Here is a 15,612-nt window from a genome sequence, read left to right on the forward strand (position 1 = left end):
AAAGAAAAGCCCCTCGATAGAATCATCGAGGGGCTTTTTTTATGTGAAGCAAGCTACTAATATCGGTTGATACTGCCTGCCAAACTTGCGATAGCACCAGTCTTTGAGCATCACTACTTCCTCCGGAACTAACGCCTTAATGGCCTTTTTTAGCTCCTTTTCAAATAGCCGCTTATCAAAGCTAACTTTCGATAAAATAGTTTTAAAGTACTCTAACATGTGAATAATTGTTAATGATCAAACCCCTTCCGTAAATTTGGCGTTTTGGGTTTGGTGAATGTTTAACTTTAACATTTCGTTTGAGTAAATAAATCAGCAGTCGAGTTCTCATCAGTTGAGAACTTTGCGTATCGCTTTGAACAACAATACACATGAGATTAACGAACAAGTTCTTGATTGGTTGTGCAATAATCTTAGTATTTGCCACTAATCTTTTTTCTCAAGATGTGTCCATTAAGATAGGCAATAATGAGATAGGAATCAATCAGTATTTCACGATTACCATTCAGGTAGAGAATGACAGATTAAAACAATACAGTGACTTCCCTGAAATAGAAGGTTTTATAAAAAGAGGTACCTCATCTTCCACCACTACCAATTATGTGAACGGGAGGATGTCCTCTACTCAGGCACTCACTCAAAACTATCAGGCCACAGAAAAAGGAACCTTTTTACTGGAGCCATTTTTCATGACCATCAATGGTAAAGAAGTGAAGTCAGAGGGCATGCAAATTGTAGTTGGAGATGCGGTCCAAAGACAAGCACGACAAAGTCCTTTTAGTAGAGATCCATTCGAAGAGTTTTTTGGAAACAGATCTGCACCTGAAGAATTTGTAGATATAGAGGCAGATGCCTTTGTAGCATTAACAGTGGATAAGGATGAGGTTTATGTGGGAGAGGGCTTTACAGCAACATTGGCATTTTATGTGGCAGAGGCAAACAGGGCAGAAATGCGATTCTATGACCTGGCGAATCAAATCACTGAGATTGTGAAGACCGTCAAACCACCGAATTGCTGGGAGGAAAACTTTAGCATCGATCAGATTTCGGGAGAGCCGGTAAGTATCAACAGCAGAAACTATACACGTTATAAAATTTATCAGACAGCCTATTATCCTTTGACATTGCAGGATATCGAGTTTCCATCCATTGGGCTTAAAATGATCAAGTACAAGGTGGCTAAGAATCCTTCTTTCTTTGGAAGAAACAGGCAGGAAGATTATGAAACCTTTTACTCAAAACCGAAAACTGTAAAGGTCGTTGACCTACCACCACATCCACTCAAGGAACAAGTAGCTGTTGGTAATTATACCCTGGAAGAAAACATAAGCACTAATGAGCTGGCTACAGGCCAGAGCTTTAATTACCAATTTGATATTGTTGGGGAAGGGAATATCAGTTCCATAGAGGCCCCAGCACCTCAGGAAAATGATGTTTTTGATTTTTATGCGCCCAATGTAACTCAGCGTGTCAATCGTGCAGGAGGCAAAGTGCGAGGAGTGAAAAGCTATGATTTCTATGCGATCCCCAATGAACCTGGAGATTATAAACTTGCAGATTATTTTTCATGGGTGTTCTTCAACCCAAGCACAGATTCGTATGACACACTCACATCAAATTATTCGATTCGAGTGACAGGTGAGAGCAGAAAAAATCTTTCCATCGCATCAAATGACCCGGGTGATTTTTATGATGAGATTTCAAATGCAGATAATACGCTCTCATCCATCGATGGTAATAGTTGGGTTACCATCATAGTTAATATCTTTATCGCGATAATCTTAGGCTTTACCGCTTACCTGCTGTTCAGAAAAACAGCATAATTGCATGGGAAATACACTTGGAAACATTTTTAAGATTACCTCATTTGGGGAGTCACATGGGGCAGGAGTTGGTGTGGTCATTGATGGCTGCCCTGCAGGTATTGATCTGGATGTGAACTATATCCAATCTGAACTGGATCGAAGAAAACCCGGTCAATCACGGATCACGACCCAGCGAAAAGAAGCAGATGGGTTTGAATTTTTTTCCGGGGTTTTTGAAGGCAAATCCACAGGATCACCAATCACAATCCTGATCAAAAATCAGGATCAGAAAAGCAAGGATTACGATCATATCAAGGATATCTACAGACCTTCTCATGCTGATTTCACCTATCAGGAGAAGTATGGAATTCGTGATTACAGAGGCGGGGGAAGAAGTTCTGCACGTATTACTGCAGGATGGGTGGCAGCAGGAGCCATTGCCAAACTGGTGATTGATCAATTGGGTATAAAATGCCAGGCCTATGTATCCCAGGTAGGAGATTTGAAGCTGGAAAAGGATTATCAGGATTTGGATTTATCTAACACAGACTCCAACGATGTAAGATGTCCGGATGATCAGGTGGCAAAGCAAATGTTTGAGCTGATTGACTCAGTGAGAAAAGATCAGGACACTATTGGCGGAGTAGTGACAGGGGTTGTGTCTAATGTTCCTGTAGGTCTGGGAGAACCACTTTTTGACAAGCTGAATGCTGCATTGGGCCATGCCATGCTTTCGATTAATGCGGTTAAAGGTTTTGAGCTTGGAAGTGGTTTTGAAGGAGTGAAGATGAGAGGCTCTGCCCACAATGACATCATAGAAAATAAGGGTAACAAAGCACAAACAAAGACAAACCATTCAGGAGGTATTCAGGGTGGGATCACCAATGGAGAAGACATCTACTTTAATGTGGCTTTTAAACCTGTAGCTACCATCATGCAAGATCAGGATTCCATAGATAAAGAAGGAAAAGAGGCGACAGTTAAAGGAAAAGGCCGACATGACCCATGTGTGGTGCCCAGGGCTGTACCAATTGTAGAAGCTATGTCTGCTCTGGTAATGGCTGATTTCTGTTTATTGGCACAAACCAATAAATTGCGAGGCTAAGTCTAAGAGAAAACATTTAATTCAACAGCGATTCAACATATATGAAAAATTTACCTCTTCATGTAAAAATCATCATTGGCCTGGTGGCCGGAGTAGTGTATGCATTTGTCTCCAGTGCCCTGGGTTGGAATGAGTTTACCATCAACTGGATCGATCCCTTTGGCACTATTTTCATTCGTTTGTTGAAGTTCATAGCCGTACCGTTGGTATTGTTTTCCATCATCAGTGGCATCAGTGGACTAAGTGATATATCAAAGCTTGGTCGGATGGGAGCCAAAACAATGGGCTTTTATCTTCTTACTACTGTTATAGCCGTGGGCTTAGGACTGCTTTTAGTAAACACGGTGAAGCCAGGCACACACCTGGATGACGAACAGCGAGTAAAGAATCGTATTTCTTATGAGTTATGGGCAGAGTCTGAGGGAGTGGAAATGAAAGACCGAAAAGATTTTCTGACAAACCCGAAGTATGCGGATTATGTAGAGGAAGTTTCAGGGCAGCCACAGGACTTGAGTGAAAAAGTAGCAGAAGTAAAAAGCAGTGCTGAATCAAGTAAAGAAGCACCACCGCTTCAGTTTTTGGTGGATATTGTACCGGAAAACCTGGTGTTTGCCATTTCCAATAATCGCCTGATGCTGCAGGTCATTTTCTTTGCCATTTTCTTCGGCATCTCCATAGCAATGATTCCAAGAGAGAAAGCACAGCCAGTCATTGATTTTATCAATAGCGTTAATGATGTGTTTTTGAAGATGGTGGAAGTGGTGATGAAAGCTGCACCATATTTTGTTTTTGCCCTATTGGCAGGCGTGATTGCAAAAATGGCTAATACACCGGCAGAAGTGCTTGAGATTTTCAAAGGACTTGGATCCTACACATTGACCCTTTTCTTCGGACTGGCATTCATGATATTCGTTTTTTATCCGGCCATTGTAGTGCTTTTTGTTAAGAAGATGTCCTACAAAGAATTTTTCAGAAGGATAAGCCCTGCTCAGTTGATGGCCTTTTCTACCAGCTCAAGTGCAGCAACCCTTCCTGTTACTATGGAATGCGTTGAAGATAATCTGGGTGTTTCCAGAAACGTTTCCAGTTTCGTGCTGCCTATTGGAGCAACAGTAAATATGGACGGAACAAGCTTGCTACAGTCGGTCGCAGTAGTATTTATGGCACAGTTGCATATGGTAGACTTAAATCTCGGTCAGCAGCTGACCATTGTATTGACTGCAACTTTGGCCTCCATCGGAGCTGCAGCAGTGCCAAGCGCTGGATTAGTAATGATGATCATTGTATTACAATCGGTTGGCTTAAACCCTGCCTGGATTGCGATCATCTTCCCCGTAGACCGTATTCTGGATATGTGCCGTACGGTAGTGAATGTAACCGGAGATGCGACAGTCGCCACCCTGGTAGCCGGTTCCGAAAATGAGCTTAATCCCAGAGACCTAGGCGAGCATTAAAAAGGAAACATACACAGAGAGACCTAGAGCTAACATGATGATTGTTGCTACGATAGATGCTTGAATTTTTTTAGTTACCATGACTTTTGTGATTTAGGATGAAAAAATAGGATTATAGAAGTATGGTAACTATATAACGTTCTTCCCTCAGCTTCTTTCGAACTTTTCTACGAACTTTGCGATTGTAACGCTAAACGCTAAAACTATGCAGATGACTGAGGAACCAAGAGTGGTGAATATATACACGGAATCAAACCCCAACCCTAATTCATTGAAGTTCGTGGTGAACTTTATGTTGATGCCGGAAGGCATTAGTAGGGACTTTCCATCTTTAGAGAGCACCAAAGAAGCTCCTTTGGCAAAAGCTCTTTTTGAAGCGTTTGATTTTGTGACTGGAGTATTTTACATGAGCAACTTCATCACAGTAACGAAGAAGGAAGAAACGGAGTGGTTTGAAGTCAAATCAAAGGTTCAGCAGTTCATCAAAGATTTTCTGATGGAAGGAAAGGAAATCCTGACTGAAGAGATCAAAGATAATATTGATGAAGAGCTTACCGGAGATGATGCAGAAGCCAAAATCAAGGGAGTGTTGGAAGAATACATTAAACCCGCTGTTGAGATGGATGGAGGAGCCATAAAGCTTGCATCTTATAAGGATGGAATCGTCACAGTGACACTTCAGGGTTCGTGCAGTGGATGCCCTTCTTCTACCATCACACTTAAGAATGGTATAGAAAACCTGCTAAAGCGCATGGTGCCAGAAGTGAAAGAAGTGGTTGCAGAAGAGGTCTGATTTTCTGATCTTAGGAGAAAACTCAATTCTCCATGAAATATATCTTTTTTTTATCATTAGCTGTCTTTTTGCTATCCGCATGTGAAAAGTCAACTGAATCTAATGGTGGGGCTGCTGTTGATATGACTGAATATGACTCACTGTTAGCAATGGAGACGGGTGCTGATGCATATGGCATGCGCAGATATGTGATGGCACTTCTTAAAGCCGGCCCGAATAGAGAACAAGATTCTACCGAGTCAGCTGAGCTTCAACAAGCCCATTTAGACTATATCAATCGAATGGCAGAGGATGGCAAGCTGGTTGTTGCCGGTCCTTTCTTTGATGATTGGGAGGTCAAGGGCATCTTCATTTTTGCAGTTGAAACAGTGGAGGAGGCTGAGGAGCTAACTAAGACTGACCCAGCTATTCAGGCCGGAAGGCTAGAGATGGAACTACACCCGTGGTAAGGAAGTGCTGCGCTAATGAAAATGGGAGAGATGCATGTAAAATTAGCAAAGGAGTCTATATGATTGCGATTCGTATCAAAGTCACAGGGAGAGTGCAAGGAGTATTTTTTCGAGCTTCCACCAAAGAAAAGGCTGATGGGCTGGGCATCAGAGGTTGGGTTAAGAATGAGCCGGATGGTTCAGTTCTGATAGAGGCTGAGGGAAATGAAGACAAATTGAATGAATTCAAGCAATGGTGCACCATTGGGCCATCTGCGGCAGTGGTAGAAGGAACAACTGTAGAAGAAATACCCGTTAGTAAACACGCCGATTTTGAAATAGCTTACTAGATCATTTTTCGTCCAGTACAAATGAAATAGGAAGGTGGTCGCTAAATCCATCAAAGTCTGGCTTCTCCTGACCAAACCTTACAGGCGTGTCATACCTTCCAGAGACCATTCCATCAAAGATTTCGAGTTTCACCTTTTTCTCGTCTAGGCTAAACTTACCCGACTTTTTGGCGATCCCTTTCGAAACCATAAACTGATCGATCATCATTGGGACTCCACCGTAAACGTAGCTGGCTTTCCGCTGGCCGAGCAAAGGCCACATCATATTATATAGATATGGATTTCTTCCATATACCACTTTATCCCTATCCATCACACTGAGAGCATAGTCTGTCAATGAGCGATTATAAGGATCATCATTAAAGTCACCCATCACAACTATTGCAGCATCATCTCCTTTTATTTCCTGGATACGCTCAATAAAGTAACTCAGAGTTTCTCCTGTAATAATCCGGTATGGTTCAGATTCATATTGCCCTGCAGATCTGGATGGCCAGTGGTTTCCGATGAGAACAATTTCATTACCCGAACTTTTATTCACTATGGTAGCCTGAACAATTTCCCTGGTTGGATACCTTTTTACAACTGTATGGTGGAAAAATTCATCAGTATTGAAGTCGAATTTATCCTTGTCATATATGAAGGCCACATCAATGCCCCGTTTGTCACCCATGTCATGATGGATCAACCCATAATTACGATTGGTGTTCAGCGCATCAAGAAGGAGCTGTAGCACATGGGCGTTTTCCACCTCGCACACCCCCATGATATCGGGACCGGTACTTGCATTCATCTGAGAGATCACCCAGGCTAGCTTTTCGATTTTTTTTGCCAAAACATCAGAAGTCCAGTTTTTTAAGTCAGCCTTAATCTTTCTGGCTAGGTCATCAGGTCTTCGAGAAGTGGGGGCATCTTTTACATCAAATAGATTTTCAAGATTCCACCAGGAAATGTAATGAGAGGTCATAGCGAATTCTTTTTATAAAATTCGCTAATAACCCTTTGATAGGCAATACCCAGAAAGGGGTAATTATTTACTAAAATTCCTTATGTCTGATTCGGTAAGATTGTCAGCATCCAGGATATCAGGGTCGGTCCCAATTTCTATGGCATTGGCTTTCCAGCTAAAGCTGGATGGTTCGATAGATTTGAGAGGCAGCCCACTGGAGAGGAGCATATAGGCAACAATTTGAATGTCTTCAACTGCCACATTCGCTCCGTAATACATCACATTACTTCCGAGTCCTTCTGTCTCAGTTGCTTCTTTTTCATGTATGTAATATCCCAATTCTTTGAGAGAATAAACTTTATCACCATCCTGATCGTGACGATAATACCTGATCACTACATCTTCACGTAGCTGACCAGGTGGTAGATTGGCAATTTTAGGAGCCAGGTAAATATTTTTCAATTCATCTAAGCCACTGTATGATCGAGTAGTAGTGGTTTCATTTGCAAAATCACTCTCAGAATCAGAAGGTTGCGAGTCGAAGGAACTGTCACCCTGATCAAAACCTGCTTGTTCAGTAGCCTCATCTGCTTGTTCTATTGTCCCGAAATCACTCTCTAATGAGTCGCCTTCTGTCCGACCCAAAACAGGTGGAGCGGTTTCCTTACCTTCCTGTGATGAATTAAATGCAGCGTCTTTTTTAGCTGGCTTGAAGATATCTTTTGAGAAACTTGCCTTTTTATTTTTTGTGTATTGCTCCGCATCGAAAGCTGTAATCTGCAAGAGTTTGATTACACCGATGAAAACAAGAGCAACAATGGCATATACTGGATATTTACCCATTAGTTTTTTAGTGATTTGGTAGCCTGAATTTAACTAAAATACTTATTGGGCACAAAAAAGCCCTCATCTGCATGTTGAGCAAATAAGGGCTTTGATTATCATGCTAATCGAGTCTTAAGTTTTTGCCTCTTTCTTGTTAAGGTCAATCACTATTGGCGTAGCAATGAAAATGGATGAGTACGTACCAACGATGATTCCCACAAGTAAAGCGAATGAAAATCCTTGGAGTACTGCTCCCCCGAACAAGAATAGAACAATTACAACAATCAATGTTGTGATCGAGGTAATGAACGTTCTACTCACCGTGTTATTCAGTGATTCATTGAAAACAGGGATTAGCTCAGATCCGGATTTGATACCCATGTTCTCTCTGATTCGGTCGAATACAACCACCGTATCGTTGATGGAGTATCCAATTATTGTAAGAACCGCGGCAACAAAGACCTGATCAGCTTCAAATGATATTCCAGCAAGATTTGCGATCGCAAAAGCGGAAAGCACGAAAAGTGTATCATGGAACAAAGCAATGATCGCTCCGAGTCCAAACTGCCACTTTCTGAATCGGAATACGATGTAAATGAAAATACAGATTAGTGCAATGATTCCTGACTTATAAGATGAATTCTTAATGTCATCGGCAATGGTTGGACTCACTTTGGATGAACTGGAAATGGTGAAATTACCTTCCGCAAGCTGTGCACCGTCTTCTATATAGGTAAGTCCAGTTGTTTCAGCCAACCCATTGATTAGCTCTTCCCTTACCTGCAAATCTGCCTCATCACTCTCATCATCAATTTTATATGATGTCGTGACTTTCAGGATGTTATTCGCACCGAAAGTTTTCACTTCCGTACCAGCATTCTCAAAGTAGTTGCCAAGGGAAGTTTTGATTTCAGTAGGGCTCTTTGGCTCATCAAACGTGATTACATAAGATCGTCCTCCCTTGAAATCCACACCAAGTGTGATTCCTTTCACAACCATTGCTACAATACCGATACCGATGAATATGCTACTGAAAGTATATGCGAACTTACGCTTACTTAAGAAGTTGATATTCAGGTTAGACAATGCATTTTTCGAGAAGGCGTTAGCAAAAGAAATTTTTGCGCTATCTCCCTTTTTAGAGAATGCTTCCACAATCACCCTCGTGATGAATACTGCACTGAAGAATGAGCAAACGATACCAATCATAAGGGTAATTGCAAATCCTTTCACTGGCCCTTGTCCTAACGTAAATAGAATGAATCCCACAATTAGTGTGGTAACATTCGCATCAAAAATGGACCAATATGCTTTCGAATAACCAGATGAGATGGCGGCTTTCAAGCCTGCACCGTTTCTCAGCTCCTCTTTGATTCTTTCAAAGATCAGTACGTTCGCATCGATTGCCATACCGATGGTTAACACGATACCTGCGATACCAGGTAATGTCAAAGATGTGCCAAACTGGGCAAGAATACCCATGATAAAGAATACATTAAAGAAAAGCGCCAGGTTGGCAATCAGTCCACCTTTTGCATAGTACACAACCATGAATACAATCACGATAATCAAACCAACCAGGATCGAATTTAACCCTTGGCTTTGAGCGACTTTACCCAATGTAGGGCCAACTACTACATCTTCTACGATAGTTGTTGGAGCTGGAAGTGAACCTGCCTTCAGGATGTTTGCAAGATCTTTTGCTTCTTCAATCGTTTGGAATCCTCCGGAAATAGATGAGCTTCCGTTTGGTATTTCACCTCTTACGGTTGGTGCAGAGAATACATAGTTGTCAAGTACAATGGCTATTTGCTGACCGATGTTTTCTCTGGTCATTTTCGCCCATGTGCGAGATCCGCTGGCATTCATCTGCATAGTCACTTCCGGTTCAGCACGCTCATTAAGAGAAGCGGTTGCATTTGAGATGGTCTCTCCCGTCAAGGAAGCTTTCCCGTTTCTATTTGTTTTAATCGGGTATAGTTCCAGCAATTCAGGACCAGTCAGGTCATCTCCTCTGTCTTTAGGTTTTACATCCCATAAAAACTTCATGGTTGCAGGGATGATCGCTTGCACATCCTCACGCTCTAAAATACGATTGACCTGAGCCGTATCTTTTACATTATATATTAATCCTCCATATTGTGTATTTACAAGCAAATCAAACAGTGGTGACTGCCTGGTATTGATCAAAGAGTCAAGTGCCTCGTTCTTGGTTGAATCTCCTTCTGCAGTTGCAAGGGAATCAGCCTCACTGCCGTCACCCAAAAGAGCGGTTATATCATCCTTTATTTTTTGATCTTCCTCTGTTTCTTCAGATACAGACGAAGGGTTGTTCTTCATTTCCTGAACGATCAGGGAGTTAATAGAAGTAAGCACCTGCGCAACCTCCTGCTGCTGGTATACTTCCCAAAATTCTAGCTTAGCTACACCTTGTAAAAGTTTTCTTACTCGTTGAGGGTTGTCTACTCCTGGTAGCTCAATCTGGATTCTTCCGGTTCCCTGCAGTCGCTGAATGTTTGGTTGTGAAGTTCCGAAACGGTCAATTCTTGTTCTAAGGATATTGAATGACCGGTCAATCGCACTTTCAACTTCCGTGTCAATGATCTCAAGAATTTCAGCATCTGTACTTTGGAGGCTGATTCTGCCTCTGTTTGCAGCAGTGGCAAAGATTTGAGAAAGCTCCTTACCCGGTGCTCTTTCTTTGAATTCACTGTAAAATTCATCTACAAAGTTGAGTTGAGTGCCTTTGATGTTTTGCTTTGCCTGATCCAGTGCCGCAATGAAATCAGGATCAGTGCTGTTTCCACTTAGACCCTTAATGATATCTATTGGAGATACCTCTAGTGTCACGTGCATCCCTCCCTGAAGGTCTAGTCCGAGGTTTAGCTCAGTTTCTTTTACTTCTTTGTACGTATAGTCTATTCCAAAAAGGTTGTAGACAGGCTCATTCCAGATGGAATCAAGATAACGTTGCTTTTCGGAAACATCTATGCTACCATCATCATTCGCGGTGACAGATGTTGCCTCCTTTTGAATGTTTTGAGAAACATAGGTAAATGATAGATAATAGATACAGAGCAATGAGATCAGTATCGTTAGGAAAACAATAAATCCTTTGTTTTTCATGATAATTTATAGGTTTGATCTGTAATGTTTACAGTCGTTTGGTTTATTAAAAAGTTGTTTTAAAAATTGATCGCCTGAAGTAGGGTTTACTCAGGGTGCATTAGGAGAAATGATTCTCCTGAATAGTATCTTCAATGCCTTCTGTGCAGAAGGGATTATACGTTCTATTGCTGGTGATTCGCCTTCATCTCCATCCTGAAAGAAAACTTCATTCAGAAGATATGATTGATAGTCGAGATTGATTTGTAATGAGGAAGTAGGAACAAGCGCTGTTTTCGAAAACTGCTGCGTCTCTTTCTTTTCATTATCTGCGTCACTTTGCTCTTGCTTATCGAAATTATGCTCCTGCACATAGATTGATTGTGTTAACACAAAAAGTGCAAGCACCAGACCAAATCCAGTTTGGAGAAATTTTTTCGATATGAAACGATTTTTCATCAAAGTGGGGCAAATGTAGTAAAATCACTGATTAAGAAAAGCAGTTATTACTTTAAGTGCATTTTCGAAGTGTTCATGATTGGGTATGATCAAATCTGCATAATGCTTTGAAGGCTCAATATACTTTCTGTATGCAGGGGTTACGTGGTGCTCATACCGATAAAGTACGTCATCTAAATCATACCCTCTTTCTTTAGCGTCACGAATAATCCTTCGTTTCATCATCAGGTAATCAGGCGCTTCGATGTAAAGCTTGAGATCGAGTAATTCACGTACTTTCTCCTGATGAAACACAAAAATTCCTTCAACAAGAATTATTGGACTGCTTTCAACCTTAATTTTTCGTGGGTTCGGATTGTCACGGTCATTGTTGTATGTGTACTCCGTTAGTTCAATCGATTCTCCGCTTATTAATTTTTTTAGGTCTTCAGCAAATTTGTCTAAATCTATGGACTGAGGGGTGTCAAAATTCTCAATGCCGGACTTATCCTTGGGCTGCTTTCCTTTCTCTATGTAATAATTATCCATTGAGTGAAGAGCAGCTTTTGGAACCTGCTGCATTAGCTCATTCATAAAGAGCGTCTTCCCAGATCCGCTACCACCAGTGATGCCTACAACGATCGGTTTACTCATGACTCTTATGAAGATATTCTAAAAATTTTTGTACTGCCTTTGCACGATGCGAAATACGATTTTTCACATCAGAAGAGAGCTGGGCGAATGTTTCGTCAAATCCCTTTGGTTGAAAAATAGGATCATAGCCAAATCCATTATTGCCCCTTTTTTCTTTAATTATTTGCCCTTCTACCTTTCCGGTGAATTCATGGTTTTTACCTGTCTCATCAATGTATGAAATCACTGTGCGAAACTCAGCTGACCGATCTTTTTTTTCAGATAGATTTTTTAGGAGTAGATCCATGTTTTTTTGATCATCTCGTTCCTCACCAGCATACCTGGCCGAGTATACTCCTGGCTCACCATTTAAAGTGTGAACGATCAGGCCACTGTCATCTGCAAAAACAGGGATTTTATGTTTTTTATAGACATAGGATGACTTAATAGCAGCATTTTCCTCCAATGTCGAACCTGTCTCGGAGATATCCTCCGTTATTCCTAACTCATCCAGCCCTATAAGGAAAATACCATCAGGCATGATCTCGCTCATTTCCTTTACCTTGTTTATGTTATGCGAGGCAAAGCAAATCCGCATCCTATTGTTTGGTTAATTCTATTGGCATCAATTCAAATGCGATTGGGGTATTTGGAGCTATCAATGCTCCTGACCCATTCGAACCATAAGCAAGCGCCGAAGGAATCGCTATGATAGCTTTTCCTCCAACATTCATTTTATTAAAAGTTGTAGAGACTCCATCTGTAAAACCACTTATGAATTGGCCTTGTATTGTCCAGCCAGATGCCGAGTACGTTATTTTCAAAGGATCATAGGATTCATCTTCTGAGAAAGTTGCAAGGAAAATTTCGTGAATATCCTTGTCTTCCAAACCGACACTATCTTCCAGAAAATGAGTTCTAATGCTATCACCAATCGACTTTACTGATGTATCGAAAATGGTATCGCTGAGGAGCATCCCGGTGTAATCAAAGGTTACAAAATCACTCTCATCAATGGAAGCGCCTTCACCTTCTTCAATAACGAAGTACCTAACACCTGATGAGGTGGTTAGATAATTTTGGTATCCTTTTTCATTCATGTACTCAGCAATTGCAATACTATCCTTTTCAAGTTGAATATCAGGATCAATTTGTACAACTACATTACCATCTCCACATGCATGCAGAATGAACCCAACAACAATTGCTAAAAATCCTTTTTTCATTTTTTTATTCAGCTACTTCTACCAACTCTACGTCAAATACTAAAATGGAGTTCGGCTTAATAAGTGGACCAGAACCCCTACTGCCATAACCAAGCGTACTAGGGATGTAAATAGTTGCTTTTGATCCTTCATTTAAGAGCATGATTCCCTCGTCCCAACCAGCGATAACTCTGCGCTGTGCAATAGGAAATGAAAGGGGAGTGTAACCACCAGGTCTGTTTTCATTATAAATATTTTGTTCTTTCGCTACTGATTCAATGCTGGTATCAAAATACGTTCCATCAAGAAGTCTGCCCGCATAGTTAACTTTCACGCTCTGTCCGCTATCAGGCTTAGGACCGTTTCCTTCTTCTGTAATAACGTATCTCAAGCCGCTTTCAGTTTGTTGCGCGTCGATATCATTCTCAGCCAGGTAATTATCCAAAATTTCATTGTCGATAACGATCTGCTTAGCTGCTGCTTCCTCTGCTCTTTTGGCCACCATTTCATAATATCCTTCTTCTGTTAGCTGATCAACATATGCAATCTGAAACTGGATTTTGCTATCTGCAGCTATCGAATCCGGTCGAGGAGCTCTGAAAGTTTTCTCAAAAAGTTCAGAAGCTGTTAGTGCGAATTCCACACTATCGCCAGTTGTGAGCTGGGTCAACACATTAAAAAGCTCACCCTGATCCATCTGATTGTTTGGGTCGATCTTGAGTGGCATAGGCTCGTCAGTGTCCATCATCAACTCCCCTTCTTCAGTGGTGTATTTGATTCTAAACATCGATACAAGGCTATCAACAGGCGCCTCACCGTTTCCTTTTTTTAAATAGGTAACCGTAGTTCCAGCTTCGGTTTGAAATGTATTGGACCCACATGCTGTGAATACCAATGCGATAATGATGTATCCTAATTTTTTCATTTGATTCTTGTTTTTAAAATATCTTTTCCGATTAATTCTTTGAATTTCTTTTCTGTTTCTTCTAGGGATAATTCTGACATCCCCCCGGAAGCATTTTTATGTCCACCGCCACTGAAGTATTCTTCCGCGAATTTATTCACTGCAAAGTCCCCTATGCTCCTGAACGAGAGTTTTATTTCATTATCTCTTTCTATGATAATAGCAGCAACCACTATGCCTTTAATGGACAGGGCATAATTGACTAGTCCCTCAGTGTCCCCCTGTTTTAGTCGAAAGTCCTTGAAATCTTCCTCTCCGATAACAAAATAGGCCACTCTGTACGACTCATCTACTTTTAATTTTTCTGCCAACGCATGCCCTAGGAATCTCAATCTGTCTAATGAATTCGTATCATAGATCAATCGACTCACTTTATTTACATCAGCACCTAAGTCAATTAGGTCTGCTACCATTCGATGCACTTTTGATGTCGTGGATGGGTGCTTAAAAGACCCGGTATCGGTCATGATGCCGGCATAGAGACACTCAGCAATGTTTTTATCAATAACCTCACGTCCACTAAAGTCAACAATGAGATCATAAATTAATTCCGCTGTAGCTGCTGATTTATCATTCCAGAAATTGAAATCAGGGACGATTTCAGGATTTAAATGATGATCTACTAGTGCCACTTTAGCAGATACGCTTTCAGCAGCCTCTTTCATGTTTTTTATCCTGCCAAAACCTGAATAGTCGAGACAGAAAAGTAGATCGGCTTCTGAAAGAAGCTTATCTGCAGCCTCCTGCGATTTTTCATAATTAATGACTAAAGGATTCCCTGGCATCCACTCCAAAAAATCAGGATAGCTGTTAGGGACAATGGTATTTACCTCGTGCCCCAGCCTGACAAGGAAGTGGTGTAGACCCAAAGAAGACCCTAATGCATCCGCATCTGGGTTTGCATGAGTGGTTATGACGATCTTTTTTGGGGATTGTAAGAAGTCCTTTAGCGCCTGTGTGTCCTTCATAAAAAATGCCCGAATCGGGCAAAAGTGAACGGCAAAATTAGTAACATTTATAAAACCTAATAATGCTGAGCAAACTCTTTATGATTCCCTTATTTTTGCGGCGATTTTAAGAAGCGTAAACAAAAACGAATAATGGCAGGAAAAAAGACATTTACCATGATCAAGCCGGATGCTTATGCAGCAGGCAACTCAGGTGCAATCATTAAGATAATTGAAGAAGCAGGATTTAGAATAGAGGCTGCTAAGCTGACGAAGCTTTCCGAAGAGCGTGCAGGTCAGTTTTATGAAGTGCATAAAGAGCGACCTTTCTACAATGACCTGGTTGCCTACATGTCATCAGGACCGATCATCGCGATGGTATTGGAGAAGGAGAATGCTGTAGAAGACTTCAGAAAGCTAATTGGAGCAACCAACCCGGAAGAAGCAGCAGAGGGAACAATTAGAAAGCTGTTTGCTAAATCTATAGAAGCAAATGCTATCCACGGATCTGATTCTGATGAAAATGCAGCGATTGAGGCTGGTTTCTTCTTTTCAACAACTGAGAGATTCTAATCAATCGAAACGATTTGAAAAGTTTGAAAGCCTGTGAA

General features: G+C 41.2%; 17 protein-coding genes. 7 read left to right on the plus strand and 10 right to left on the minus strand.

The genetic code is table 11. The features are described from left to right. Nucleotides 1-39 precede the first annotated feature (39 nt). The gene (locus ACXAH9_RS11630; RefSeq protein ID WP_474895037.1) at nucleotides 40-219 is read right to left on the minus strand and encodes a hypothetical protein; all 180 of its coding nucleotides are present in this window, start codon (nucleotides 217-219) and stop codon (nucleotides 40-42) included. A 152-nt stretch (nucleotides 220-371) separates the two neighbouring features. Between ACXAH9_RS11630 and ACXAH9_RS11635 the strand changes: the two genes are divergently transcribed. The 6 genes from ACXAH9_RS11635 (at nucleotide 372) to ACXAH9_RS11660 (ending at nucleotide 5,935) form a co-directional block, all read left to right on the plus strand. Beyond that, nucleotides 372-1,823 carry a BatD family protein gene (locus ACXAH9_RS11635; protein WP_474895038.1) on the plus strand — a complete coding sequence of 484 codons (1,452 nt, stop codon included), beginning with the start codon at nucleotides 372-374 and terminating at the stop codon, nucleotides 1,821-1,823. Between the two features lie 4 nt (nucleotides 1,824-1,827). Next, entirely contained in the window at nucleotides 1,828-2,910 is a 1,083-nt protein-coding gene (gene aroC / locus ACXAH9_RS11640; RefSeq protein ID WP_474895039.1) for a chorismate synthase, read from the plus strand. A gap of 41 nt (nucleotides 2,911-2,951) precedes the next feature. Beyond that, a complete protein-coding gene (locus ACXAH9_RS11645; protein ID WP_474895040.1) occupies nucleotides 2,952-4,364 on the plus strand; it encodes a dicarboxylate/amino acid:cation symporter in 1,413 nt (470 codons plus the stop codon). A 205-nt stretch (nucleotides 4,365-4,569) separates the two neighbouring features. Then, nucleotides 4,570-5,157, plus strand: coding sequence for a NifU family protein (locus tag ACXAH9_RS11650; protein ID WP_474895041.1), 588 nt, complete (start codon nucleotides 4,570-4,572; stop codon nucleotides 5,155-5,157). Nucleotides 5,158-5,189: 32 nt separating this feature from the next. Beyond that, nucleotides 5,190-5,606 carry a YciI family protein gene (locus ACXAH9_RS11655; RefSeq protein WP_474895042.1) on the plus strand — a complete coding sequence of 139 codons (417 nt, stop codon included), beginning with the start codon at nucleotides 5,190-5,192 and terminating at the stop codon, nucleotides 5,604-5,606. Between the two features lie 59 nt (nucleotides 5,607-5,665). After that, nucleotides 5,666-5,935 (plus strand): acylphosphatase, encoded by a 270-nt coding sequence (locus ACXAH9_RS11660; protein ID WP_474895043.1) that lies wholly within the window; start codon nucleotides 5,666-5,668, stop codon nucleotides 5,933-5,935. 1 nt (nucleotide 5,936) lies between these two features. Here the strand turns inward: ACXAH9_RS11660 and ACXAH9_RS11665 are convergent, their stop codons facing one another. From ACXAH9_RS11665 to ACXAH9_RS11705, 9 genes are all read right to left on the minus strand, one after another. Next, on the minus strand, nucleotides 5,937-6,902 hold the full coding sequence (locus ACXAH9_RS11665) for an endonuclease/exonuclease/phosphatase family protein (RefSeq protein ID WP_474895044.1): 966 nt from the start codon (nucleotides 6,900-6,902) through the stop codon (nucleotides 5,937-5,939). A 63-nt stretch (nucleotides 6,903-6,965) separates the two neighbouring features. Then, a complete protein-coding gene (locus ACXAH9_RS11670) occupies nucleotides 6,966-7,727 on the minus strand; it encodes a hypothetical protein (protein ID WP_474895045.1) in 762 nt (253 codons plus the stop codon). Nucleotides 7,728-7,841: 114 nt separating this feature from the next. Further along, nucleotides 7,842-10,835 carry a protein translocase subunit SecDF gene (secDF, locus tag ACXAH9_RS11675; RefSeq protein ID WP_474895046.1) on the minus strand — a complete coding sequence of 998 codons (2,994 nt, stop codon included), beginning with the start codon at nucleotides 10,833-10,835 and terminating at the stop codon, nucleotides 7,842-7,844. A gap of 90 nt (nucleotides 10,836-10,925) precedes the next feature. After that, nucleotides 10,926-11,273 (minus strand): hypothetical protein, encoded by a 348-nt coding sequence (locus ACXAH9_RS11680; protein WP_474895047.1) that lies wholly within the window; start codon nucleotides 11,271-11,273, stop codon nucleotides 10,926-10,928. 24 nt (nucleotides 11,274-11,297) lie between these two features. Next, complete coding sequence (gene udk / locus ACXAH9_RS11685) at nucleotides 11,298-11,906, minus strand: uridine kinase (protein WP_474895048.1); 609 nt, start codon at nucleotides 11,904-11,906, stop codon at nucleotides 11,298-11,300. Then, nucleotides 11,899-12,483 carry an RdgB/HAM1 family non-canonical purine NTP pyrophosphatase gene (rdgB, locus tag ACXAH9_RS11690; protein WP_474895049.1) on the minus strand — a complete coding sequence of 195 codons (585 nt, stop codon included), beginning with the start codon at nucleotides 12,481-12,483 and terminating at the stop codon, nucleotides 11,899-11,901. Before rdgB ends, udk begins: the two co-directional genes overlap by 8 nt. 1 nt (nucleotide 12,484) lies before the next feature. Then, nucleotides 12,485-13,111 carry an FKBP-type peptidyl-prolyl cis-trans isomerase gene (locus ACXAH9_RS11695; RefSeq protein WP_474895050.1) on the minus strand — a complete coding sequence of 209 codons (627 nt, stop codon included), beginning with the start codon at nucleotides 13,109-13,111 and terminating at the stop codon, nucleotides 12,485-12,487. A 4-nt stretch (nucleotides 13,112-13,115) separates the two neighbouring features. Next, nucleotides 13,116-14,015, minus strand: coding sequence for an FKBP-type peptidyl-prolyl cis-trans isomerase (locus ACXAH9_RS11700; protein WP_474895051.1), 900 nt, complete (start codon nucleotides 14,013-14,015; stop codon nucleotides 13,116-13,118). Further along, nucleotides 14,012-15,022 (minus strand): DHH family phosphoesterase, encoded by a 1,011-nt coding sequence (locus ACXAH9_RS11705; protein ID WP_474895052.1) that lies wholly within the window; start codon nucleotides 15,020-15,022, stop codon nucleotides 14,012-14,014. The genes ACXAH9_RS11700 and ACXAH9_RS11705 overlap by 4 nt, the downstream gene beginning before the upstream one ends. 132 nt (nucleotides 15,023-15,154) lie before the next feature. On the opposite strand from ACXAH9_RS11705, the gene ACXAH9_RS11710 reads away from it, so the two are divergent. Beyond that, nucleotides 15,155-15,574: a nucleoside-diphosphate kinase gene (locus ACXAH9_RS11710; protein ID WP_474895053.1), complete on the plus strand. Its 420-nt coding sequence runs from the start codon at nucleotides 15,155-15,157 to the stop codon at nucleotides 15,572-15,574. Nucleotides 15,575-15,612: the final 38 nt, after the last annotated feature.

This window comes from Ekhidna sp. ABH4_415, from assembly GCF_056161305.1.

Coding starts and splice junctions, on each gene's coding strand:
- ACXAH9_RS11665 (WP_474895044.1), bottom strand. CDS start 6,902: ATGACCTCTCATTACATTTCCTGGTGGAATCTTGAAAATCTATTTGAT.
- ACXAH9_RS11695 (WP_474895050.1), bottom strand. CDS start 13,111: ATGAAAAAAGGATTTTTAGCAATTGTTGTTGGGTTCATTCTGCATGCA.
- ACXAH9_RS11655 (WP_474895042.1), top strand. CDS start 5,190: ATGAAATATATCTTTTTTTTATCATTAGCTGTCTTTTTGCTATCCGCA.
- ACXAH9_RS11635 (WP_474895038.1), top strand. CDS start 372: ATGAGATTAACGAACAAGTTCTTGATTGGTTGTGCAATAATCTTAGTA.
- ACXAH9_RS11670 (WP_474895045.1), bottom strand. CDS start 7,727: ATGGGTAAATATCCAGTATATGCCATTGTTGCTCTTGTTTTCATCGGT.
- ACXAH9_RS11705 (WP_474895052.1), bottom strand. CDS start 15,022: ATGAAGGACACACAGGCGCTAAAGGACTTCTTACAATCCCCAAAAAAG.
- ACXAH9_RS11645 (WP_474895040.1), top strand. CDS start 2,952: ATGAAAAATTTACCTCTTCATGTAAAAATCATCATTGGCCTGGTGGCC.
- secDF (WP_474895046.1), bottom strand. CDS start 10,835: ATGAAAAACAAAGGATTTATTGTTTTCCTAACGATACTGATCTCATTG.
- ACXAH9_RS11650 (WP_474895041.1), top strand. CDS start 4,570: ATGCAGATGACTGAGGAACCAAGAGTGGTGAATATATACACGGAATCA.
- ACXAH9_RS11710 (WP_474895053.1), top strand. CDS start 15,155: ATGGCAGGAAAAAAGACATTTACCATGATCAAGCCGGATGCTTATGCA.
- ACXAH9_RS11680 (WP_474895047.1), bottom strand. CDS start 11,273: ATGAAAAATCGTTTCATATCGAAAAAATTTCTCCAAACTGGATTTGGT.
- aroC (WP_474895039.1), top strand. CDS start 1,828: ATGGGAAATACACTTGGAAACATTTTTAAGATTACCTCATTTGGGGAG.
- ACXAH9_RS11630 (WP_474895037.1), bottom strand. CDS start 219: ATGTTAGAGTACTTTAAAACTATTTTATCGAAAGTTAGCTTTGATAAG.
- ACXAH9_RS11660 (WP_474895043.1), top strand. CDS start 5,666: ATGATTGCGATTCGTATCAAAGTCACAGGGAGAGTGCAAGGAGTATTT.
- ACXAH9_RS11700 (WP_474895051.1), bottom strand. CDS start 14,015: ATGAAAAAATTAGGATACATCATTATCGCATTGGTATTCACAGCATGT.
- udk (WP_474895048.1), bottom strand. CDS start 11,906: ATGAGTAAACCGATCGTTGTAGGCATCACTGGTGGTAGCGGATCTGGG.
- rdgB (WP_474895049.1), bottom strand. CDS start 12,483: ATGCGGATTTGCTTTGCCTCGCATAACATAAACAAGGTAAAGGAAATG.